We start from the raw sequence: 21,396 nt of genomic DNA, 5'->3' as shown, positions 1-21,396 counted from the left end.
TTAGACCCTTTCGGCGGGGTGGATGGAAGCCTCGGAAAAGGGAACGACCATCCCGGTTGCGACGGATTCGAGGGCAGCATCGGCCAACCCAACGGCCATGACCCCATCCTCCAAAGTGACCCTGGACTCTGATCTGCCCAATCTTGCGTTGGCGAAGTCCCGGATCTCTGTCAGGAAGGGGCTCTCCAGCAGATCAGGCGGCGGCAGGTACGACTCCGTGGCGTCCAGGACGAGGTCCTTGTCCAGGGAAGCATCGGCGCCGGAGTCATGGGAGAGGGCCCCGGCATCGCCGGCCACGTGAAATGAGGTCCTAAAGGGCATGGTGGGCGGTCCCCACACGCCTTGGATGTGGGAGATTGCCCCGGATTTGTGTGTCAACGTCACGTGGGCGCTCACCCTTCGCGGGTGGGCTTCCGCCGGTGTTTCCGGGCTGCGAACTGCGTTCTGCACTGCATATACGCTGGTCACTTCACCTGCGAGCCAGCGAGCCTGGTCAAGATCATGAATCATCTGGTCGGCGATGATTCCACCTGATACCGATTCGTCGTAAAACCAGTCGCTTTTGGGGCCTGCTCCGCCGCGGTAGAAGCGAAGGACTGCCAGGGCTCCCAGCCGTCCTTGATCGATGGCTTCCTTGGCGGCCATATAGGCCGGGAAGTAGCGGACGACATGGCCGGGGTACAGCTGAGTGCCGGCGCGGCTTACTGCCTCCTTGATTTCCAGTCCCTCGGCTACCGAGCGGCCAAGCGGCTTTTCGCACACTACGTCTTTTCCTGCCTGCGCTGCTGCGACGGCGAGATCGCGGTGGGTGGTTGTCGGGGTGCAGATGTCCACAATGTCGCAGCTGGCCAGCAGCTCCTCCATGGAGTCCGCTACAGACAGTCCATGTCGTCGGGCAAGTTCTTCGGCCCCCTCCACGGAGTAGACGGTGATGTGCGCGCCAAGTGCAAGCCAGGCCGGTACGTGTACGCGGGTAATACCGCCTGCGCCGACGAGTCCTACTCGTAATTGAGTCATTCTGATCCTTAAGGAATGCAATTCCGGAAAGAATTGCGTTTTATGCTGTTGATGTATTTCTGCCTTCACGTGCGAGGCGTCCCTCAGACCACAACTGACATGCCGCCGTCGACGAATATCGTTTGGCCGTTCACGAAGTCGGCGCCCTCGGAGGCCAGCCAAAGGGCGGGTCCGACGATGTCTTCCACCCGTCCCCACCGGTTGGCCGGGGTTCGAGCCAGAATCCACTTGTTGAATGCCTCATCGTCAACAAGGCTCTGAGTCATTTCGGTGTGGATATAGCCGGGAGCGATGCCGTTGATCTGGAGCCCGGAGGCAGCCCATTCCGCGGTCATCGACCGGGTGAGGTTTCGCAGGCCACCCTTCGCCGCGACGTACGGGGCGATCGTTGGCCGGGCAAGGTCTGCCTGGATTGAGCAGATATTGATGATCTTTCCCCGCTGCCGCTTGGTCATGTGCCGGGCGGCTTCCCTGCCCACAAGAAAAGCACCCGTCAGGTTGGTGTCGACGACGCGGTTCCAGTCCGCCAACTCCAGATCCAGCAGTGAGGACCGGTGTTGTATGCCGGCGTTGTTCACCAGGATGTGGAGCGGGCCAACGTTGGCCTCAATGCCGGCAAGACCAGCCACTACGTCATGTTCGCTGGTGACATTGAAGGCTGCTGCGTGGATACGATCCTGGCCAAACTGCTCGGCGAGTTTGGATTTGGCGGCCTCCACCCGGTCTGCGTTGTTTCCATTGATGACCACCGTTGCCCCCGCCCCGGCCAGGCCGGCGGCCAAGGTAAATCCGATGCCTCGGCTTGAGCCGGTGACCAAGGCGACCTTTCCGGAGAGGACTGTGGAATGTGTCATGGCAGTAGCCACCTATACAGCCTGTGCTTGGCGCGATGGACGAGGGAACAACTGCTCGGGTTCGGGCCCCTCCCAGGTAGCCCTGATCCAGCCGTGGTCTGGGTCATCGTTGATCAGCCAGTTACGCACAGGCCCGGGGCCGGCCATGACATTGAGGTAGTAGAGGTCGAAGCCCGGCGGGGCCATGGCAGGACCGTGCCATCCATACGGAACCAGGACTACGTCCCCGGAGCGGACTTCGGTGGCGACGTCGATGGGGCGGTCATCCGAGGCGTAAACGTGTTGGTAGGCAACCCCGGCGACTCCCTCTGGTACCGACGAGTTCTCGGCCGGCTGTGTTTCGTAGTAGTAGATTTCTTCGAGGGCTGTTTCGCCGTCCTGCTCGGTATCGTGCTTGTGCGGCGGATAGGAGGACCAGTTGCCCGCTGGCGTGTAGACCTCGCACACCAGGATCCGGTCCGCCTCCAGGGCTTCCGGCATGCCAAAGTTGTGAACCTGCCGCAAGCAGTTCCCGGCGCCACGCATGAGAACCGGCACGTTCTCCGCGGGAATCAGGCGTGCCGGATAGCTTTTCGTAGCGAAGGCAGTAGTCACAGCGACGCGTCCGCCGTTCTGCGAAGTGAGCGTCAGCTCTGTTCCTGCCCCTGCAAAAAGGACATCTGTGGGTCCCGAGAAAACGGATTCCCTGCCTCTGAGAAAGAACCCGGTACCTTCCACTGTCGCGTCGAAGGAGCCACTGAGCGGAACAACAAGGCGCTCTTCGGGGGCTGCATCCAGCACTATCTGCTCGCCGACGGCCAGGGTGGCCACCTTGATGCCCGTGTGGTCCCAGTTCTCTTTCATGGCAGGGGAGTCCGAGGTCCCCAGGGAGACCTCCCAAGGACCATCGCCGGCACTGCCCGAGGGGTGAAACCAGTCAGTCATGATCTTTTCTCGCCTTCTTTGTTGCTGTCCCAGAGCTCTTGCGCGAATTTCACATCGCGCCTTAGGAGGTCCTCAACGGTTTCCGACGTTGATGAATACTGGGCCGTGAAACACAGGGGGACGGAGTCCGGCCTCTGACGAAGGTGGGTGATCGCGCGGTTCCAGTCGGCGAGCCCTTCCGGACCAGGTACGTACCAGGGCTTCCATAGAGTGGTGCCTGGGTGTTGAGGATCGGGTGCCTGGGCCTGGTAAATGACGTTCTTGAAGTTCGCGATCGCCAAGCGTCCGCCGCACGCGTTCATCGCTGTTACCGGGTCGTCCCCGGCCAACGCGTCATGGGCTGCGTCCCAAGCCACTTTGAAGTATTCGCCGGGAAGATCCTTGATAATGTCCAGGACTCCAAAGCACGAAGAGACGTACTCGCCGCGATGCGGTTGGATCACAACGCCGACGTCGTAGTTCCGGGCCCAATCGGCAGCTTTTTCCAGCCGGATACGCGCAGCTGTGACTGAAGACGAGTAGTCATTGGTTGTCACGGGAATCATGATCCGGATGAGGTCGACGCCGGCTTCGCGGCAAGCGGCGAAAATGGGTTCGGTCAGCTCGGTGGCGATACTGATGGTTGTAATGCCGCGCTCTGCCATGTCGGAGACATAGCGGGGCAGGAGTGTTGCGGCGTTGTCCGGGGTGATGAGGGTATTGTTCCGGACAGGAATTTCGACGCCGTTGAACCCCAGTTGAAGGACGACGTCAGAGAGTTGCTGGGCCGTGTGCAGGGGCCAGGGCTTCGTGAAGACAGCCCAGATGGTTTTGTGAGTTGAGTGGTGAGCCGATGTCATTTAGCGTCCACCGAGCCCGCTCATGGTGATGCCGCGAACAAACCAGCGTTGGGTGAGGAAGAAGATGACCACCAGGGGCAGAGTAGTGATGGCTGCGGCCGCCAACAACAGGTTCCACTGGGTGCCATTGACGTCTTGGAACACCTGCAGGCCGACTGCGATTGTTCTGGTGGCTTCGCTGTTGGAAATGATCAAGGGCCACAGGAGGTTGTTCCATTGGCCGATGAACTTGAACACTGCCAAGGTTGCGATGGCCGGAACGGCCAAGGGGATGATGACCCTTGAGAACGTTATCCACCGATTGGCGCCGTCGATCCGTGCGGCGTCTTCGTATTCACGGGGGATCCCCATGAAGAACTGACGTAGCAGGAACACGCCCAAAGCGGTGAACGCGTGGGGAAGGATCATTCCTTGCCAGGTGTCCAGCCATTGGAGTTTTGAGACCATGATGAACAGCGGAACAAGGGTTACTTGTGCGGGGATCATGAGGGTTCCCAAGTAGATGGCGAACAGCAAAGACCGTCCGCGGAACTCCAGGCGGGCAAATGCGTAGGCGGCCAGTGCGGCAGTGATGGTCTCCAGGACTGTTGTACCGGCGGCGAAGATGATCGTGTTTCCGAGGTACTTGCCTACGGGGACCAGCTCGAATATCCGGGTGAAGTTTTCCGGATGCCAGCTCGTGGGCCAGAACGATGGGTTGGCGGCCATGGACTCGCCGTCGGACTGGAAGGCGACAAGGGCCATCATCACGATCGGCAGAAGAGTGACGCCGGTGACCACGAAGCAGGCAAAGACGATGAGTTTGGCCCGCAGGTTTCCGGCCATGGTGGTACCGCTTGAGCGGCGTGTGCGCGTGGCTGGTTCAGTTGTCATAGTGGACGAGCCTTCGTTGATTGAGGAACTGTGCGGCCGTAATGACCAGGATGAAGAGGAAGAGAACCAAGGACTGGGCCGCTGCGTACCCTTCGTTGTAGTTTTCGAAACCAGCACGGTAGATGGACATCACCAGCGTGGTGGTCTGCGTCCCGGGGCCGCCGTTGGTCATGATCAGTGCCTGGTCGAAGACTTGGAAGGAGCCGATCACGGATGTCACGACGACAAAGAACATTGATGGGGAGAGCATGGGGAGCGTGACATTCCGGAATCGGGCCCAACTGGAGGCCCCGTCCACCATGGCGGCTTCATAAAGCTGTTGGGGGATGGCTTGGAGCCCGGCGAGGAAGATGATCATGCCGAATCCAAATCCCTTCCAGACGCTCATGATGATGAGCGCCGGCATGGCCCATGTCTCTGAAACCAGCCAGTCGGGGCCCGAGATTCCTACCCAGGACAGGACGGTGTTGATGAGCCCGTCCTGCGGGATATACATCCAGATCCATACGAAGGCGACGGAGACAGTGATGGTCGCGTAGGGCAGCAACAACAATGAGCGGAAAACTGCAATGTACTTGAAGCCCTGGTTGAGGAGCAGGGCCAGGATGAGACTGGTGATGATGGTCAGGGGAACACTGGCGAACGTGAAGTACGCCGTGTTGACAAATGATGCCCAGAATCCCTCGTCAGTGAGAAGCTTCTGGAAATTGGCGAGCCCCACAAAGGTCGGTGAGCTGAAAAGGTCCCACTCGAGCAGCGAGATGCCAGCCGCGGCCACTACGGGAAAGGCGGTGAAGACAAGGAACCCCAGGAAGCTGGGGAGGAGAAACAGCCAGGCGGTGAGGTTGACGTTCTCTTTTCGGTACTTCTTCTTTGTTGGGGGACGCGGCGTCATGGTCGCCGGATCATTGGCGCGCGGGACCAACTCTGCGGGCGTAATTTTTGTGGACACAAGTGCTCCGTAATTCCTAGCAGGTGGGAGAGGTCAGGAGGCGGTCTTCAGCATCGTCTCGTGATGGGTGCCGATGAGGGCGTTGAGTTCAGGAGTGAAGCTCTTGACTGCGTCCTCAAGGGATATCTGGCCAAGGAAACTGCGCGGCAGATCGGTGGAGAGGAGCTGCCGAATTTCGCCCCAGTTGGTGGTGACGTCGAAGGTATGACCACCGGCGAGCTTTCCGTCCAGAATTTCCTGGACGATGCCGAGGTTGGCAGGGGGCGGTACGAATGCCGTGGCGGCGGACTTGCGTGCTGGATTATTGCGGCCCGCCGAGGCATAGATATCCAGGGCGTCCTTGCTGGTTAGTGCCTTGAGGAGTTTCCAGGCAGTCTCGGCGTCTTTTGTTTCAGCGGGAATCGCGAAACCGGAGCCAGAGACGCGTGGGAGGCTACCTGCCGGGCCCTGTGGGAACGGGACGACGTCCCATTCAAACTTCGCGTTTCGCAAGTTGAGCACCTGCCATGGGCCGTTTTGGAGGTAGGCCACGTTTCCCTGCAGGAAGTTGGACAGGGCATTCTCGGTGACGAGGTTTGTGATGGGTGGGGTAATGCGGTCCTTGACGAAGAGATCATGCACAAAGGTCATGGCTTTCATCGACGCCTCTGACGAAAGGGCGCTGGCGGTTTGGTCGCTGTTGAGGAGGTCTCCTCCTGCGGAGTAGATCCAGGACATCAGGTCATCGATGTTCGGTGTGCAGGTGAAACCATACACATCCGTTTTCTTGGTGAATGCCTTGGCAGAAGCATGGAACTGTTCCCATGTCATCGGTTCCCGTGCGGAGGGCAGGGGCACGCCGAGTTCTTGGAAAAGTGTTTTGTTGTAGTAGAGGATGGTGGGCGCTACGTCCAAGCCGAGGGCATAGGTCTTGTTGTTGAACGAGCAAATCTTCCGGCTGTCAGCATAGAAATCATCAGCATCGAAGGATGGGTCGGCCTTGATCAAGTCGTCCAGTGGCATCAGGGCACCCCTTGCTGCATAGGCGGGAATCAGGGTCCCGCTTACTGCAGCCACCATGCTGGTTGTTCCGCTGGCAAGCTGAAGGTCAAACTTGGTTTGGTACCCCTTTGACGGGGTCAGGTTGGACGTCGAGTTAATCTTCAGCGTTGAATCGACGTAGTTCTTAAAGTCTTTCCAGACTTTGTCCTCCGCGGCACCGGTGGACCACATGGACCATGATGCTTCGGAACCTGCTGCAGGTGATGATGAGCAGCCCATAGTGGTGCCCAAGGAAGCGATGGTGCCGGTAGCCAAGCCGAATTTGAGCATGCTCCGTCGCGTGATCTGTAGGTTCATGAGAGTTCCTTGAATTATTTGTGGTTGGGGAGGGATGGGTTCTAGATGCGGGATTCGAATCGGATTCGCTCTTCGTCGACCGTGACACCCAGGCCAGGCGCATCCGGCACTGTGGCAATGGCATTGGTGATGGTGAGGCCTTCGACGTAGAGGTCATTGAGGAGTTCGGGGCCGTTGAGTTCTGCGGGGAGGGCCAGGTCCAGATTGCTGAAGAGGTGAAGGGAAGCCGCGAACCCGATGCCACAGTCAGTCAGTCCACTGGCCAGAATTTCCGTGCTGTTGGCGGTGGCGACGGCGGCCGTCTTCATGGCGTTACGGATTCCGCCGGACTTGCAGATCTTGATGACCACCATGTCGGCTGCACCGAGGGCGATGGTCCTGGCCAAGTCCTGCGAGGTAAAGCTGCCCTCGTCGATGGCCACGGGAATCCGGCTCGCGGCTTGGACTCGCTTCATGCCCGCCCAGTCGGTGCTGGGCACGGGCTGTTCCACACAGAAGAGTCCCGGTACGTCGGCAACTCTGTCCAGGAGTCGCATCATGGACGATGGGCTGTGCGACTGGTTGGCATCAAGCCATAGTGGTTTGCCGCCGGCGACCTCAGACACAGCGTGAATTGCTTCGGTGTCTGCCCGGACGTCACCTGAGATCTTGACCTTGTAGGCGTGATACTCGGAAGATTCTTCGACTCGTGCAACCATGGCGGCGGGCGTGTCGACGCCGATGGCAGAACACAGTTTCAGCTCGCTGTTGACTTTGCCGCCAAGGAGCGCGTGAACGGGGAGTCCCACTATTTGTCCTGCGGCGTCGTGCATCGCCACATCCACTGCTGCGCGGGCAAAAGGGAATCCATTGGAGACCGATGGGCTGAGAACCTTGTCGGCCCGGCGGTGGAAGAGTCCTACATCAAAGGGGGAGAGGTCCATGAGCAAAGGACTGAGGTACTTTTCAATGACCAGTGCGATGGTCTCCGGCGTTTCGTAGCTCCAGCTCGGCAGGGCTCTCTGTTCCCCCCAACCAACATGTCCTGAGTCCGTTGTGAGCTTGACGAAGATGACATCGCCGCATTGGCCTGGGGCACCCACTGCACCGCTTCCGAGGACAAACGAATGTTTGAAGGGTACCTTGACCGCGAAGACCTCCAACGACGCGACTCGGGGCATCTGGTACTGGGTTCGCTCTTCCAGAGCGTCTGAGAGGTACATGCTCATGCCGACCGGGAGAGTGCGGAGAGATCGACGTAGCTTTCGCCGCGTTGCCCGTGTTCGAGCCAACTGACTACGTCCTTGATCACGAAGCCCACCAAGGCCTGGTGCCCCTCTACCGAGTCGCCGGCGATGTGAGGTGTCAGCAGTACGTTGGGTGAGTCTGTGTAGTTGGCTGATAATGCGGGAGGTGACTGTGGGTAGACGTCCAGGGCAGCAAAAACCCTGCCTTTGGAAATCTCGGCCTCAAGTGCGTCGTAGTCCATCGTGGGACCGGTTGACGAATTGATCAGCAGTGCTCCCTCCTGCATGGACTTGATGTGCTCGCTGGTGATCATTCCTTCCGTGGCGGGAAGATTCGGTACGTGCAGGGAGACGATGGGTGCGCTGACTACTTCCTCGAGTTCGCCGCGGCGTACGCCCAGCTGGCGTGCCTTCTCGTCAGAAAGGTAGGGATCATAGACCACTACGTCACAGCGAAAAGGCTTCAGAAGCGAGATGAAAGCCCGTGCCGTGGAGCTGGCGCCCACGATTCCTACGGTCTTGCCCGTCAGTTCCCGTCCGCGCACGTTCGCGGGTTTCCATTCGTCCACCCGCATTGCCTGATCAAACGCCGGCAGCCTTCGCAGCATGGTCAAGGTTGCAGCGAGGCAGTACTCGCCAACCGATTCGGCGATTCGAACGCCTGCGGAAAACACTGCGAGGTTCAAGTCGAAAGTATCTGGATCAAGCACGTTCTTTACGGTGCCTGCGGCGTGGGCGATGATCTTCGGCGCGGCGGCGTCTGAGAGCATAGCCGCCGTCAGCTTGGGCGTTCCCCAGCTGGTAACCACAACATCGCTTCCCGGAAGCAAACGGGCCAGTTCGTCGGCGTCAAAGGTGTCCGATCCCCAGCGAACATCAAATCGTTCGTCCAGCCGGAGCCTGGTCGCGGCATCGCACACGTCCTCGGCTCGCTGCGGGTTCATGGCCATAACTAGAGTCGTCATCGGATCCTTCAAACTGTGTGATGTGGGCAACTTCTGAGGTGATAGATCCAAAGTAAATCCAGATCGTCATACGTGTCCAAGCGTTTTTCTGCATCCAGTGATACGCTCAATGCATGAGCCCAACCCTGTCCCAACTCAAGGGATTCGTTGCCGTCGCGGAAGAGCTGCACTTTGGCAGAGCCGCAGAAAGACTCCACTTAACGCAACCGACGTTGACCCGAAACATTCAAAACCTGGAGCGGGCGGTGCATGCCAAGCTCCTGGAGCGTGGAGGAAAGGAGATCTCCCTAACAGTCGCCGGGGCCTTGGTTTTGGCTGATGCACGAAGGATCATTTCCATTGCGGAGGCGCTTCCACAGCTTGCCCATAAAGCAGAAGCGGGCGAGGTCGGTACGCTGCGCCTCGCGTTCACTGCGATGGGCGCGTATGCAGTGCTTAATGAGTTTCTGACCTATGTGAACAATCTCTTCCCATCGGTGGATATCAACATCGTGGAGATGGTGAGCGAGGCCCAATTCGAAGCACTGGCTAACGGCGAACTAGACGTGGGCTTGGCGCGACCCGCGGTTCCTGAGATGTTCGGATCCAGGCACCTTCACTCCGAAGAAATGGTTGCGGCGCTGCCCGCCGGTCATGAACTGGCCGATGCCGCCGGGCCGCTGACTCTCGAGGGCGCGATGGTTGGCGACTACATTGCCTACAGCAGCCTCGACCAGAAGTACTTCCACGATATGTGCGCCACCATGTTGAACCTGGATCGCTTCTTGACATCCCATAGTGTGTCCGAGATACCGGCCATGCTGGCCTTGGTCCGCGCCGGTAGAGGGATGGCCCTTGTTCCCAAGTCCGCGACGCTTTTGCGAGTGGACGGCGTCGTCTACCGGGAGCTAGACCCTGTGGATTCCCGGCGGGTAAGTCTCAGCGTCTGCTGGAACCCGGACAACAGCAATCCGGCCTTGCGTGCCCTGCTCCCGAACCTGGACCGCATGCCAACCTACGGATCTCCCATAACGGACAGCGAATCGATTCAGGAGCTCGTATCAGTTGGAGCTCCTGACGCAGGTTAGGCAAGCCCGACACCGGAGATGCCCACGTTGCTCTTCGCGGTGCGTACAAAGGGTAGGTCTTTGGAAGACATCACCATTACCGAAATCCAGGACAAGGCCCTCACCAGGCGGTGAGCGCTGGATTCTGCCCCTTCTCCTGGGAGCTGCCGATGAGCGCAAAGCACTACAGAGAGGCAGTTATCAGCGGTCCAACGCATGCTGGGTTTGGTCGAATAGTGTCGAACCGAGCCCAGCATGCTTTGCTCGAGCCGATAGCCGGTGGTTGAACCTGCCATTGACTTCGGGGTCGGGTGGTTCCGATGGTGAGAACCAGATCCTGGCCTTTGAAGTACTTTTATCCCTTGGCAGGCCGGGAGCGATTGCGGCCGAAAAACAGGCAGCGGTTTCCATGTGGCGCACGAGACCGCGCTCCCGGACATGCTCATATCCAGTGAGATGCAGCGCACCAAGGGATACTGCTTGGCGCCATCCGAATATGCCGAACTGTAAAGGCAAAGCACGCGCACGCGGCCCCTTGACGTAAGCCGAACCTGGGCGGGCTGCCGCGGTCCTTTTAGAATGCGGTCCACGGCTGGTCCTTCACTGGTCCATCCATGGTCCCTTGATGGATCCGAACGCGGTCCTTTCACGTGACCCCTCAGGGCCGCGCTCGTTGTCTTATCCGGTCAGAATTCGCCTGAGTATTGGTCCTGGCCACCATCGACGACCAAAACGGACCAGCGCAAGGACCACTCAATGGACCAGTGGAAGGACCGCCCGTGGACCACCGAAAAGACCACCCAAAGGACCACCCGTGGACCAGTGTGAGGACCCGGAGTAAGGGCGCTTACGCGTTCACATGTCGGGTGGGAGCTGGGTGTGATCCCGTGGATAAGCGGCCATCAGAGCTGCCGAGGCTACCCACACCAGGCCCACCCCAATTATGGGGATAGCACCTCCTACTCCGGTGGCAGCAGCGGTCCCAGCGAGGGCCGCGCCGGCGGCGAAGGCTGTTGCCCGGAGGCCGGCTCCGACGGTGAAGACCTGAGCCTTCAGATGTGTCGGGCTGAGGTGATTTCTGAGGGACAGCATGGCTGCTACAGGGGAAGCAGTGAAAACACCTGACAGCCCGATGAAGACCACGGTCCCTACGATTCCCAAGTCGAGTGTGGCGCCGATTGTCAGGAGACCTGTCATCAGGAAGCCGAGCATCATGACCTTTTGGGGACGCGACCGTGTTGGACGCAGGGTTTCATAAAGTGATCCGGCCAGTGCTCCCACAGCGAAGGCGGTCACGACGAAGGCGGCTTGATCGGGGGAGCCTACTCGTTCCAGCGAGAATGCGATGGCTGCGACGGCGAGCCCGCCTTGACCAACCTGGCTGAGTGTTGATGCTGCCGTCAGCACCGCTAGTGGGCGGTGGCCGAGCATCCATTTCACCCCGCCGGTGATGGCGCTCAGGACGGATTTGCTGGTCCCGGCGTGGGAGGGCAGCCCCATCCTGAAGACCACCATGGCTCCCAGCGCCGCGCTGGCAGTGAGTGCCAGAACTGCTGTCTGGACGGGCGCGAACAGCGTGAGCAGGGCGACGGCTGCGGGGCCGCCTACGGCTGAGACGTTGTACGAGAATGCGTCGATGGCGAATCCACGACGATTATGAGGCATCACGTCCGCAACAAAGCTGGAGAGACCACCCATGTAAAAAGGTGAGACCGCCCCGGCCAAGATCAGAAGAATGAAGACTACTGCCAGCGGGACGGCACCGAGCAACGTCATGGCAGCGGTGACGGCGGCGGTCAGCAAGCACGAGAAGGCGATCATCACCCCGGGGCGCCGCGTACGGTCCAACGCGGCGCCTACCAAGGGAGCGGCTATGACACTGGGGGCGAGTGAAGCTGCGACCAGAGCGCCGGCAATCCCGATGTCACCGGTCTGTTCGATGGCAAGAATGGGCAGAGCAACGGCGGAACCTGCCATGGCCAGGCGGGGAGGGACTGATGCGGCCAGAAATCTCTTGGTGCTCATTACCGGCCTTACGTTTCCTTTCCATGGTTGCCGCTCTCGGTCTCCGGTCAGCAAAGCAGCTCTGCGTCGGACGCAAAGTACTGGCCTGTGGTTACCGGGGATGCTGCCGCGCAATCATAGGCTTGTCATCCTTCCGTGCCTCGACTGGCGGTTCTGCGTTCCAATCTCCGGAGGTCACGGACGACAGCTTCCAACGAAGCAGCCCGGGATGCCGTGGTATTTGCGTACCGTCTGGTGCTCCCACGTGGTGTGCGTGTCGGTCTGGGCTGCTGTGGTACGAAAACAGGGGCGCTAGGAAGCGGTACTTCAGCCAGAGGATCGTGGAATAACTGTACTGGTTCGGGCTTCATAACGCTCCTTTCAGCGGACGCTGTTCCCCGCCACAGATGATGAGGTTTCCGGGTTGGGCCGGTACTGGGAGGCGGCAAGAGTCTGCGGCGGCCGCTGGTATCGATGGCCAACAGCCGGGTTGGTGCCGGCAACATTGCCGGAAATCCTCTGTCGGCTCTTCGTCGTCGAAGCGATCATGGGGACGAACTGCCCGTGTTGGGCCGGTTCGAACAGATCGGAACCTTGGTTTCTCTTTTTCATCTCGTGCATTCCTGGGGGATGGATTCGTTGGGTTTCTGAGGGGACGCGTGGTGGAATCTGACGAAGTCTCCGATGTGGAGTCGTTGCGGCGGTGTGGTCCCACGTTGGACCACTCGCCCAACCTGGTATTCGTTGCTGAAGCCTCCGAGCGCGGCGATGGTGATGCCGGCATCAGAAAGCAGAAGCGTGCCGGGCAACACTGCTTTACGTGACCCGCAAGCTTGAGATGAGGCCGACATTCCTTTGGTTGCGGTGACGTCGACCACTGGGGCCGCAGCTGGAGCTGTGAGTGCGGCTACGACATGCCCCGTCCGGCACAGACGGCGGATCAGCCCGGTCTCTGAGGTGCCCAGCAGCAAACTCGCCACGGGCAGATCGATGCTGCCGGGACCGTCAAAGGAGACGGACAGGTTGTGGATGCGGGCTTTATGGTCACCTCGGGCGAAGTGGACTGCGGCGTCGGCTGCGGTGAGCATGTCCTCCAGGTCTTCGGTGTCCACGATCCTGATGTCATATGCGATGTGGAGTCCATCTTTGAGCGCACGGATTCGCGTGACTCCCAAGAGGTTGAGGGATTCGACCATGTCCCGCAAGGCCAGGAGGTATCTGCCGTGCTCGGATGGATGACCGACCCTTATGAGGAGGTTCCCGGGGCGTGCAGGCAGGAAGGTAATCCCGGTGGTCTCCGTCATGGGATCGTCCTTCCTGTTTGATAGGTGCGGACCGCACCGATTGAACACAGTGCCATGTGCAATCGGTACGGTCCGCGGTCTGTTGGCGGCCCTGAGTGCGGGGTCGCGATGGGCCCAAGCCCTTGCAGCAGCGACGGTTGCCGCTGGGCGCGTGGTTACTGGTGGGGGATGAAGGTGTACTTGTACTCGAGGAACTCGTCGATGCCGAGCACGCCACCTTCACGTCCAATACCGGAGGCTTTTACGCCACCCAGCGGCGCGGCGACATCGGAGATGATGCCTGAGTTGATGCCGACCATGCCCACTTCCAGACGGCGTGCGACGCGGTGGGCGCGGCCCAGATCGTTGGTCATGAGGTATCCGGCAAGACCGTAGGCGGTGTCGTTGGCGAGGGCGATGGCGTCGTCCTCGTCAGTAAAGGTGATGATCGGTGCAACCGGTCCGAAGATCTCCTCTTGGGTTAGTCGGGCGTCGCGGGAGACGTTGGCCAGGACGGTGGGCGGGTAGAAGGACCCGGCACCATCGGGGATGGTCCCGCCGACACGGATTTCAGCTCCGCCGGCGACGGCGTCGTCCACCAATGACTGAATGCGTTCGACGCTGGCGTCGTCGATCATGGGGCCGATCTCTGTGCCTTCGTCCAGGCCATTGCCGACCCGAAACGAAGCGAAGCGCTCGGTGAGTTTGGTGGTGAGTTCCTCGGCGATGCTTTCGTGCACGAGGACGCGGTTGGCTGCGGTGCAGGCCTCGCCCATGTTCCGCATCTTGGCAGCGGTGATCTCGGTGACGGCCTTGCCCAGGTCGACGTCCTCGAAGACGATGAACGGGGCGTTGCCGCCGAGTTCGAGGGAGGTGCGGATCATGTGATCGGAGCACTGGCCGTGCAGCTTGCTGCCCACAAAGGTTGAGCCGGTGAACGAGAGGTGGCGTACGAGCCCATCACTGAGCAGCGGAGCGACCAGGGCGCTCGAGCTGGACGTGGTGACCACGTTGACCGTTCCGGCGGGTACTCCGGCCTGTTCGAAGATCTTGGCTAGGAACAGCATGGTCAGAGGGGTCTTCTCGGCAGGCTTGACGACGACGGCACAACCGGTGGCTATGGCTGGTGCGATCTTGCGGGCTCCCATGGCCAAGGGGAAGTTCCACGGGGTGATCAGGAGTGAGACGCCGATCGGTTCGCGGGACAGGACGATCTGTCCGCGGCCGCTGGGGGATTCGGCATGTGAGCCTTGGACCCGGACGCCTTCCTGGGCGTACCACTGCAGGTATCCTGCGGAGTATTCGATCTCGCCTCGGGCTTCGGCCAGGGGCTTGCCCATCTCGGCGGTCATGATCGCGGCGAGTTCTTCTTTGGATTCCAGCAGCAGTTTGTGGGCTGAAAGCAGAATGTCGGCACGGGCACGGGAAGACATGCCCGCGAAGGCCGCCTGTGCAGCGTTGGCGGCGTCAACTGCACGGCGTCCGTCTTCGGGGCTGGCATCGGGGATTTCGGCGATGAGCTCGCCGGTCGCGGGGTTTTGCACCTGGATGCGGGGACGGTCGGGAAGGTCTTCCCAGCGTCCGTTGATGAACAGTTCGGTCTTCAGCCCCACGGGGGCCTGCGCGGTGGTGGTCATGGTCATCCTTCAGTCTTGTGGGTGGTCTGGGGGTCGAGAAGTTCGGCAAGGTGCAGGCTCTTGCGTTCGGGTTCGAGTTGCTTGACCTGCAAGGCGCAACTGAATCCGTCGGCAAGAACGGGAACATCGGCGGCCGTCTGTGCCAAGGCTGGTGCCAGGGCTTGTTCGGCGACTTTCATGGAGATGTCGTAGTGGTTGGCTTCGAATCCGAAGTTCCCGGCGACGCCGCAGCAGCCGGTGGCTTCGTTGACGTTGGCGACGCCAAGGGCGGCCAGTGCTTTGCGTTGGACGGTGGCTCCGAAGGTGGAGTATTCGTGGCAGTGGGTTTGAACGGTGACGTCGGTCGGCACGGCTGGGGGTGTCCATCCGCCGTCGACCCATTCCTTTACCGCTTCGGCGAAGCTGCGGATCCTGTGGGAGACGCGTTCTGCCGCTTCGGTGCCGAGCAGTTCGGGGGCGTCCTTCTTCAAGGCTGCTGCGCAGCTCGGTTCGATGACGACGATGGGTGCGTCGGTTCCGTCATCGAGTTTCGCTACCGCTTTGCCCATGAGCTTTTTGGCGGTATCCAGTTGGCCGGTGGAAATCCAGGTCAGACCGCAGCAGGCATCGGATTCGCAGCCGACGGTGCGGCCAGTGCTTTCCATGACCCGGGCCGCAGCCCCGGCCACTTCGGGCCTGAAGCCCTTGGTGAAGGAATCAACGAACAGGACTGCATCGGCCGGGGTGGACGGGTTGCTGTAGGGGGCCAACGCGTCGCGGAGCATCTTCCGGGAAGCGAACTTGGGCATCTTGCGGTGCGTGGTCAAACCGCCGGCGGCTGCGACGACTTTCCCGAGCGGGCTCGCCAGAACCAGGTTGACCAGCGGGCTGATCAAGGTGGTCAGTTTGAGCCAGCGCGGCAACCAGCCGAGGGAGAAGTGCGACATGGGCCGGAGTTTGCCCTCGTAATAGTGGGAGAAGAACTCCGACTTGTACGTCGCCATGTCCACCCCCGCGGGGCAGTCGTTGGAGCAGGCTTTGCATGCCAGGCACAGGTCCAGTGCTTCGCGGACGTCCTCGGATTTCCAGCCCTCGTCGATGGTCCGGGCGCCCCGGACCATGTCCTGGAGCACGCGGGAACGGCCCCGGGTGGAGTCCTTTTCGTCGCCGCTGGCCCGGTAGCTGGGGCACATGACCCCGCCGGCGTCGGAACGGCAACGTCCGACACCGATGCAGGCCTGGACGGCGTGCACCCAGGCATCGGCGCCGGCAGCGGCGGCTTCGACAGGACGGAGTTCGAAGTGGGTTCGCCACTCGCGGTCCGGGATCCCTTCGAGGGCGAGGTTCTCCTCGATGGCGTCGGCATCGGTGATGGACCCCGGGTTCAGGATGTCGGCCTTGTCCCACAGTTTCCGGTACGTGCCGAACGCGGCGATCATTTCGGGTGAGTACATGACGGGCAGGAGTGCCGAGCGGGCGCGTCCGTCGCCGTGTTCGCCGGAGAGGGAACCGCCGTGGCGGACCACGAGTTCGGCGGCCGCCTGGCTGAATTTGCTGAACACGGTCCGGCCTTCGTCGCTGCGCAGGTCGTAGGTAATGCGGATGTGCATGCAGCCGGCACCGAAGTGGCCGTACATGATGCCCGTCAGCCCGAACTCGTCCAGCAGGAGCCGGAAGTCTCCTAGGTACGCCGCAAGGTTTTGCGGGGCCACGGCGGAGTCTTCCCAGCCTGCCATCGACTCACCGCCGCTGGCGGGACGGGACGACAGACCCGCGCCGTCTTCGCGGACACGCCACAGGGTGGCGCGTTCGGTGGTGTCCGGTACGGCACGGCCGTCGACGAGGCGGCCATTGCCGGCCAGTCGTTCGATCAGGCGGTCCGCTTCGGCGGCAACGTCATCAGCGTTGTCTCCGTCCAGGTCGACGTACAGGAAGGCTTTCCCTTGGGGGAGTCCGAGCACGGAGTCGGCCCCGCGGCGCACCCGCATGGTGTCCACGATGGCTTCGTCGATGCCTTCTACAGCGGCCGGGGAGAATTCGAGGATGGTCTCGATGTCTTTTGCCGCGTCCACGACGTCTGCGTAGCCGAGGCAGACCAGCAGTGCGCTGGGGGCCTTGGGGACGAGTTTCATCCGGGCGCGGACAACGATGGCGCAGGTGCCTTCGGTGCCGACCAGGGCGCGGGCGACGTTCAGGCCGTTTTCGGGCAGCAGGTTCGCCAGGTGGTAGCCGGAGACCTGGCGCTGGATCCGGCCAAGCTCGACACGGAAGGCTGCCAGATGGTCCTGGGCGAGCTGCTTGAGCTCCTCACCGAGTTCGAAGGCACGCGAGACCGAGAACGCGTCCGAGGTGTCGGTGGCGCGCAGGCCGGTGGAGGTCGCGGTAAGCCTGGCGCCGTCGGTGGTGATCACGTCGATTTCTTCAACGTGGTCGGAGGTGCGCCCGTAGCGTACGGAGTGGTTGCCGCAGGCATCGTTGCCGATGGAACCGCCGATGGTGGCGCGGTTCTTCGAGGACGGGTCGGGGGCGAAAGTCAGCTTGCCGCCGGTCGTCTTTTCAGTCTCCCGGGTCAGGTGGGAAAGGATGACGCCGGCTTCGACGTCGGCGGTCCCTGCGGTTTCGTCGATGGATAGGATCCGGTCCATGTGCCGGGAAAAGTCCAACACGATGCCGGGTCCGATGGCGTTGCCGGCCATCGATGTTCCTCCGCCCCTGCTGATCAGGGGTGTGGCCGTTTCACGGCAGGCGTTGACGACCTCGACGACGTCCTCCACGGTGCGTGGAAAGACGACGGCGATGGGCGGTACCCGGTAGTTGGACGCGTCGTAGGAGTACGCGGCCACCCGGTGGCCTGAGGAGTCCACGGGTACGCCTGAGGCTTCAAGCCTGGCGAGGATCGGAGCGTGCTCCGGGGCGGAGAGAACATCGTGGGTCATGACGTGCCTAGACTCCGGCGGTTGCCGGTACTGCGCCGACGACGGCTCCGACTGCTGCTTCGAAGCGCTGGAGTCCGGCTTCGATTTCGCTTTCGGTGACGACGAGGGCTGGGATGAGGCGGACCACGTTGCCTTCAGGTCCGCAGGTCAGGGTCAGCAGGTCCTGGTCGGTGGTGGCCTGCTGCACGGCGGCGGCCGTTGCCACGTCCGGGGTGCCCTTGGGCGTGGTGAATTCGATGCCCTGCATCAGGCCCAGGCCGCGGACGTTGCCGATCACGGGGAAGCGGGACTGGATGGCTTTCAGGCCGGCCTGCAGCTGCAGGCCACGGACGCGGGAGTTCTCTACGAGGCCTTCTTCTTCGACGACACCGAGCGTTGCCACACCGGCGGCCGCGGAAACGGCGTTGCCGCCGTAGGTTCCGCCCTGGGAACCGGGCCATGCCTTGGACATGGTCTCGGTGGAGGCGGCGATCGCGGAGATCGGGAAGCCGGAGGCGATGCCCTTGGCGGTGATGATGATGTCCGGTGTCGCGGTGGAGTACTGGTGGCCCCAGAACTTACCGGTACGGCCTACACCTGCCTGGACCTCGTCGAAGATCAGCTTGATGCCGTGCAGGTCGGCGCGTTCGCGCAAACCTTCCATGAACGCCGGTGGGGTGGGCAGGTAGCCGCCGTCGCCGAGGGCCGGTTCGATCAGGAATGCTGCGGTGTCGTTGGGGGCGGTGCGGGTCTTGAGCAGGTAGTCCAGTTCCTGGAGGGCGAACTCGACGGCGGTTGCTTCGTCCCAGCCGTAGCGGTAGGCGTACGGGAAAGCGGACATGTGCACGCCGGCCATCAGCGGGGAGTATCCGGCGGAGAACTTGGTGCCGGCGGTGGTCAGGGAGGCGGCGGCTACGGTGCGGCCGTGGAAGCCGCCCTGGAAGACGACGATGTTTGGTCGGCCGGTGGCCATGCGGGCCAAGCGGATGGCAGCTTCAACGGCTTCGGAGCCGGAGTTTGCGTAGAAGACGGAGTCAAGGCCGGTGGGCAGGACGTCGCCGAGCTTCTCGGTCAGTTCCAGCAGTGGCTTGTGCATCACGGTGGTGTACTGGGCGTGGATGATCTTGCCGACCTGCTCGCGGGCGGCCGCGACAACCTTCGGGTGGCAGTGGCCTGTACTGGTCACACCGATGCCGGTGGTGAAGTCCAGGTACTCGCGGCCGTCGGTGCCGTAGATCCAGGAGCCGAGCGCGTGGTCCACCACGACGGGGGTGGCTTGCTTGAGGATAGGGCTGAGGGAAGTCATCGGATTTACCAATCTTTGGATAGTGGTGCGGCCAGCACCCTGGTACCGCCGCAAGGGGTCTCGGGGTGCTGGCCGCGGATCGGGTAAGCCGGAGCTTAGTTGGAGGCGACCGTCTGCGGGACGGCTGCGTCAGCGAATTCGGCCATCGAGGTGAACGTCCAGTCAGGCTGGACCTCGGCGCCGGGATCGGGGGTTGCGCCCCAGCCCGGACGGTTGTGGCGGCGGTTGATCCAGACGCCCTTCAGGCCGGCAGCGCGGCCAGGAACGTGGTCGTGGAAAAGGCTCTGGGCCACGTGGAGAACCTTCAGGCCCTCAGCGTCGACGTACGCGTTCAATGCGCCGAAGTTCTTTTGGTTCGGCTTGTAGCTGCCGACTTCTTCCGCGGTAATGATGCGGTCGAATTCAACACCGAGGCGGGCGTTGCTGCCTTCGAAGCTCTTCTTGTCGATGTTGGACAGGATGATCAGCTTGAAGCGGGTCTTGAGCTTGCGCAGTGCCTCGACCGAGTCGTCGAAGGCGGGCCATTCCGGAACGGAGGATCCCAGCTTCTCAGCGTCAGCATCGGAGACAGGGATCCCGAGCTTCTTGCCGGTTGCCCGGAACGCTTCGGCCAGGACCTGCGGGTACAGGGTGGTCGGGTATTCCTTTTCGATGCGGGCCTCTTCGTCTGCGTAAGCGAGCAGGAGGTCTTCGTCCGTCAGTTCGGGACGTGCTGCCCGGCCCCACGGTCCGAGAACGGCTGCGATGCCGGCTTCCCAGTCGATCAGTGTGCCGTAGCAGTCGAAGCTAAGGGCGTCGAATTCTTCGAACATGTTCTTTCCCTTTGGTTTGTCGTTGATGGCCCCGGGCGGGGCGTTGGCCGGATTTCTTACCGTTGTGGGGAAGAGCCCCGCCGGGTCAGGATGTGGCGCTGACCACCTGTATTAATAATGATCGTATGCAAGATGATTGTCAACAATCCTACGAAAAAATATTTAGTGATCCGCGAGGATGTCTTTGTTGCGGGTTTCGGGCAGTGCCCAGACGGCAAGCAAAGCCAAAGTAGCGCCGATGGCACCAACGATCATGATGGAGTTGCCTAGGCCCAGGGTGGCAGTGAACAGGCCGATGGAGAGCGGGCCGAAGGCGGCGACGCCGCGACCGACGTTGTAGGCAAAGCCTTGGCCGGTGGCACGCATCTCGGTTGGGAAAAGCTCTGCGAGGTACGCGCCGAGACCGCCAGCCTGACCGGAAGCGAAGAAGCCAAGCAGGAAGCAGATCGGCAGAGCAATCGCTGGCTGAGCCGCCGGGGTCAGGATGAACAGGACGATGGAGGCGATGGATGCCAGGAAGAAGAACGTGAAGGTTGGGCGCCGGCCGAACTTGTCATGGATGTGGCCCGAGACCACGTAGCCCAGGAACGAACCGATGATGACAACCCAGGTGTAGGTGGCGGTGCCGACGACGCTCATGCCGCGTTCGGTCTTCAGGAACGAGGGGAGGAAGACGAAGACGGAGTAATAGATGCCCTGGACACCCATGCCCAGCAGTGTCGCAAGCAGGGTCGTGCGGATTTGGGAGCGGCTGAAGAGCATGGTGAGTGGAAGCTTGGAGCCCTTGGGCTTTTTGGTAACCGGAACCTTGTCCTTGACGGTGCGGCGGATCCAGAAGGCAACGATGGCGGGGATGACGCCGATGAAGAACAGGTAGCGCCAGCCGACGGCCGGATCTGTGATGGAGAAGACCCAGAGGTAGAGGGCGGTGGAAAGTGCCCAGCCAAGGGCGTAGCAGCTATGGATGGCCGAGAGGATGCGACCGCGCTTGTGGGCGGGGGCGTATTCGGAGACCAGTGCGGCACCCACGGCCCATTCGGCGCCGAAGGCCAGGCCTTCAAGGACGCGCCAGATGGCGAACTGGGTGACGTCCTGGGACGTGGCGGTCAGACCGGTGAAGAGACAGTAGCCCAGGATGACCCAGGTCAGTGTGCGGACGCGTCCGAATCTGTCGGCCAGAACGCCACCGAGGGCGCCTCCGACTGCGGAGGCGACGATGCTGATGGCCGTGATCCAACCTGCTGTAGAGGAGGTGAACCCGAGGACGGGTCCTACGGCGGTGAGAGCGAAACCGTAGATGGTCCAGGTCAGTCCGTCCAGGCCCCAACCGATGCCGGCGGCAACATAGGCCTTCTTGGCTTGGGCTTGTTCGTTTGCATCCGGTGGCGAGACGACGGTGCTTTGGCTTTGCATGTCAGTGTTCCTT

18 protein-coding genes are annotated in these 21,396 nt (G+C 61.5%); 1 reads left to right on the top strand and 17 read right to left on the bottom strand.

From position 1 onward, the window contains the following. From GVL04_RS02500 to GVL04_RS02460, 9 genes are read right to left on the bottom strand one after another with little or no spacing between them, the layout of a single operon-like run. Positions 1-1,086: a Gfo/Idh/MocA family protein gene (locus GVL04_RS02500; protein ID WP_268825342.1), complete on the bottom strand. Its 1,086-nt coding sequence runs from the start codon at positions 1,084-1,086 to the stop codon at positions 1-3. 14 nt (positions 1,087-1,100) lie between these two features. Next, entirely contained in the window at positions 1,101-1,871 is a 771-nt protein-coding gene (locus tag GVL04_RS02495) for an SDR family oxidoreductase (RefSeq protein ID WP_159698986.1), read from the bottom strand. Positions 1,872-1,883: 12 nt separating this feature from the next. Next, on the bottom strand, positions 1,884-2,795 hold the full coding sequence (gene iolB, locus GVL04_RS02490) for a 5-deoxy-glucuronate isomerase (protein WP_159698983.1): 912 nt from the start codon (positions 2,793-2,795) through the stop codon (positions 1,884-1,886). Next, positions 2,792-3,634 (bottom strand): sugar phosphate isomerase/epimerase, encoded by an 843-nt coding sequence (locus tag GVL04_RS02485; RefSeq protein ID WP_159698980.1) that lies wholly within the window; start codon positions 3,632-3,634, stop codon positions 2,792-2,794. The genes iolB and GVL04_RS02485 overlap by 4 nt, the downstream gene beginning before the upstream one ends. Further along, positions 3,635-4,507, bottom strand: a complete 873-nt coding sequence (locus GVL04_RS02480) for a carbohydrate ABC transporter permease (protein WP_200846723.1) — start codon at positions 4,505-4,507, stop codon at positions 3,635-3,637. After that, positions 4,497-5,459 carry a carbohydrate ABC transporter permease gene (locus GVL04_RS02475; protein WP_200846722.1) on the bottom strand — a complete coding sequence of 321 codons (963 nt, stop codon included), beginning with the start codon at positions 5,457-5,459 and terminating at the stop codon, positions 4,497-4,499. Before GVL04_RS02475 ends, GVL04_RS02480 begins: the two co-directional genes overlap by 11 nt. A gap of 33 nt (positions 5,460-5,492) precedes the next feature. Then, positions 5,493-6,797 carry a sugar ABC transporter substrate-binding protein gene (locus tag GVL04_RS02470; RefSeq protein WP_159698977.1) on the bottom strand — a complete coding sequence of 435 codons (1,305 nt, stop codon included), beginning with the start codon at positions 6,795-6,797 and terminating at the stop codon, positions 5,493-5,495. A 41-nt stretch (positions 6,798-6,838) separates the two neighbouring features. Continuing rightward, positions 6,839-7,999 (bottom strand): mandelate racemase/muconate lactonizing enzyme family protein, encoded by a 1,161-nt coding sequence (locus GVL04_RS02465; protein WP_200846721.1) that lies wholly within the window; start codon positions 7,997-7,999, stop codon positions 6,839-6,841. Positions 8,000-8,001: 2 nt separating this feature from the next. Next, entirely contained in the window at positions 8,002-8,988 is a 987-nt protein-coding gene (locus tag GVL04_RS02460) for a hydroxyacid dehydrogenase (protein ID WP_159698974.1), read from the bottom strand. Between the two features lie 113 nt (positions 8,989-9,101). Here GVL04_RS02460 and GVL04_RS02455 point away from each other — a divergent pair, with 113 nt between their 5' ends. Further along, a complete protein-coding gene (locus tag GVL04_RS02455) occupies positions 9,102-10,055 on the top strand; it encodes a LysR family transcriptional regulator (RefSeq protein WP_159698971.1) in 954 nt (317 codons plus the stop codon). A gap of 834 nt (positions 10,056-10,889) precedes the next feature. Here the strand turns inward: GVL04_RS02455 and GVL04_RS02450 are convergent. The 8 genes from GVL04_RS02450 to GVL04_RS02415 all read right to left on the bottom strand — a co-directional run bounded on the left by GVL04_RS02450 (position 10,890) and on the right by GVL04_RS02415 (position 21,383). Further along, positions 10,890-12,059, bottom strand: a complete 1,170-nt coding sequence (locus GVL04_RS02450; RefSeq protein ID WP_159698968.1) for an MFS transporter — start codon at positions 12,057-12,059, stop codon at positions 10,890-10,892. A 360-nt stretch (positions 12,060-12,419) separates the two neighbouring features. Further along, the gene (locus GVL04_RS02445) at positions 12,420-12,650 is read right to left on the bottom strand and encodes a hypothetical protein (RefSeq protein WP_159698965.1); all 231 of its coding nucleotides are present in this window, start codon (positions 12,648-12,650) and stop codon (positions 12,420-12,422) included. After that, positions 12,647-13,342 carry a carboxyltransferase domain-containing protein gene (locus GVL04_RS02440; RefSeq protein WP_159698962.1) on the bottom strand — a complete coding sequence of 232 codons (696 nt, stop codon included), beginning with the start codon at positions 13,340-13,342 and terminating at the stop codon, positions 12,647-12,649. Before GVL04_RS02440 ends, GVL04_RS02445 begins: the two co-directional genes overlap by 4 nt. Positions 13,343-13,497: 155 nt before the next feature. Beyond that, positions 13,498-14,958 carry an NAD-dependent succinate-semialdehyde dehydrogenase gene (locus GVL04_RS02435; RefSeq protein ID WP_159698959.1) on the bottom strand — a complete coding sequence of 487 codons (1,461 nt, stop codon included), beginning with the start codon at positions 14,956-14,958 and terminating at the stop codon, positions 13,498-13,500. Positions 14,959-14,960: 2 nt separating this feature from the next. Next, positions 14,961-17,873, bottom strand: coding sequence for an FAD-binding and (Fe-S)-binding domain-containing protein (locus GVL04_RS02430; RefSeq protein WP_159698956.1), 2,913 nt, complete (start codon positions 17,871-17,873; stop codon positions 14,961-14,963). Positions 17,874-17,880: 7 nt separating this feature from the next. Next, positions 17,881-19,158, bottom strand: a complete 1,278-nt coding sequence (locus tag GVL04_RS02425; RefSeq protein WP_159698953.1) for an aspartate aminotransferase family protein — start codon at positions 19,156-19,158, stop codon at positions 17,881-17,883. A 95-nt stretch (positions 19,159-19,253) separates the two neighbouring features. Next, entirely contained in the window at positions 19,254-19,970 is a 717-nt protein-coding gene (locus GVL04_RS02420; RefSeq protein ID WP_159698950.1) for a haloacid dehalogenase type II, read from the bottom strand. Between the two features lie 162 nt (positions 19,971-20,132). Continuing rightward, a complete protein-coding gene (locus GVL04_RS02415) occupies positions 20,133-21,383 on the bottom strand; it encodes an MFS transporter (protein ID WP_159698947.1) in 1,251 nt (416 codons plus the stop codon). Positions 21,384-21,396: the final 13 nt, after the last annotated feature.

This window comes from Arthrobacter sp. 18067 (assembly GCF_902706295.1).
In the GTDB taxonomy this organism is placed as follows: domain Bacteria; phylum Actinomycetota; class Actinomycetes; order Actinomycetales; family Micrococcaceae; genus Arthrobacter.
The sequence above is the reverse complement of the archived record's forward strand: the minus strand, read 5'-3'. Positions and strand labels throughout refer to the sequence as shown.

Bases quoted from the DNA above. Each gene is read 5' to 3' on its own strand.
- GVL04_RS02465 (WP_200846721.1), bottom strand. From the start codon at position 7,999: ATGTACCTCTCAGACGCTCTGGAAGAGCGAACCCAGTACCAGATGCCC.
- GVL04_RS02445 (WP_159698965.1), bottom strand. From the start codon at position 12,650: ATGAAAAAGAGAAACCAAGGTTCCGATCTGTTCGAACCGGCCCAACAC.
- GVL04_RS02420 (WP_159698950.1), bottom strand. From the start codon at position 19,970: ATGTTCGAAGAATTCGACGCCCTTAGCTTCGACTGCTACGGCACACTG.
- GVL04_RS02440 (WP_159698962.1), bottom strand. From the start codon at position 13,342: ATGACGGAGACCACCGGGATTACCTTCCTGCCTGCACGCCCCGGGAAC.
- iolB (WP_159698983.1), bottom strand. From the start codon at position 2,795: ATGACTGACTGGTTTCACCCCTCGGGCAGTGCCGGCGATGGTCCTTGG.
- GVL04_RS02415 (WP_159698947.1), bottom strand. From the start codon at position 21,383: ATGCAAAGCCAAAGCACCGTCGTCTCGCCACCGGATGCAAACGAACAA.
- GVL04_RS02485 (WP_159698980.1), bottom strand. From the start codon at position 3,634: ATGACATCGGCTCACCACTCAACTCACAAAACCATCTGGGCTGTCTTC.
- GVL04_RS02425 (WP_159698953.1), bottom strand. From the start codon at position 19,158: ATGACTTCCCTCAGCCCTATCCTCAAGCAAGCCACCCCCGTCGTGGTG.
- GVL04_RS02450 (WP_159698968.1), bottom strand. From the start codon at position 12,059: ATGAGCACCAAGAGATTTCTGGCCGCATCAGTCCCTCCCCGCCTGGCC.
- GVL04_RS02470 (WP_159698977.1), bottom strand. From the start codon at position 6,797: ATGAACCTACAGATCACGCGACGGAGCATGCTCAAATTCGGCTTGGCT.
- GVL04_RS02455 (WP_159698971.1), top strand. From the start codon at position 9,102: ATGAGCCCAACCCTGTCCCAACTCAAGGGATTCGTTGCCGTCGCGGAA.
- GVL04_RS02495 (WP_159698986.1), bottom strand. From the start codon at position 1,871: ATGACACATTCCACAGTCCTCTCCGGAAAGGTCGCCTTGGTCACCGGC.
- GVL04_RS02480 (WP_200846723.1), bottom strand. From the start codon at position 4,507: ATGACAACTGAACCAGCCACGCGCACACGCCGCTCAAGCGGTACCACC.
- GVL04_RS02460 (WP_159698974.1), bottom strand. From the start codon at position 8,988: ATGACGACTCTAGTTATGGCCATGAACCCGCAGCGAGCCGAGGACGTG.
- GVL04_RS02435 (WP_159698959.1), bottom strand. From the start codon at position 14,958: ATGACCACCACCGCGCAGGCCCCCGTGGGGCTGAAGACCGAACTGTTC.
- GVL04_RS02430 (WP_159698956.1), bottom strand. From the start codon at position 17,873: ATGACCCACGATGTTCTCTCCGCCCCGGAGCACGCTCCGATCCTCGCC.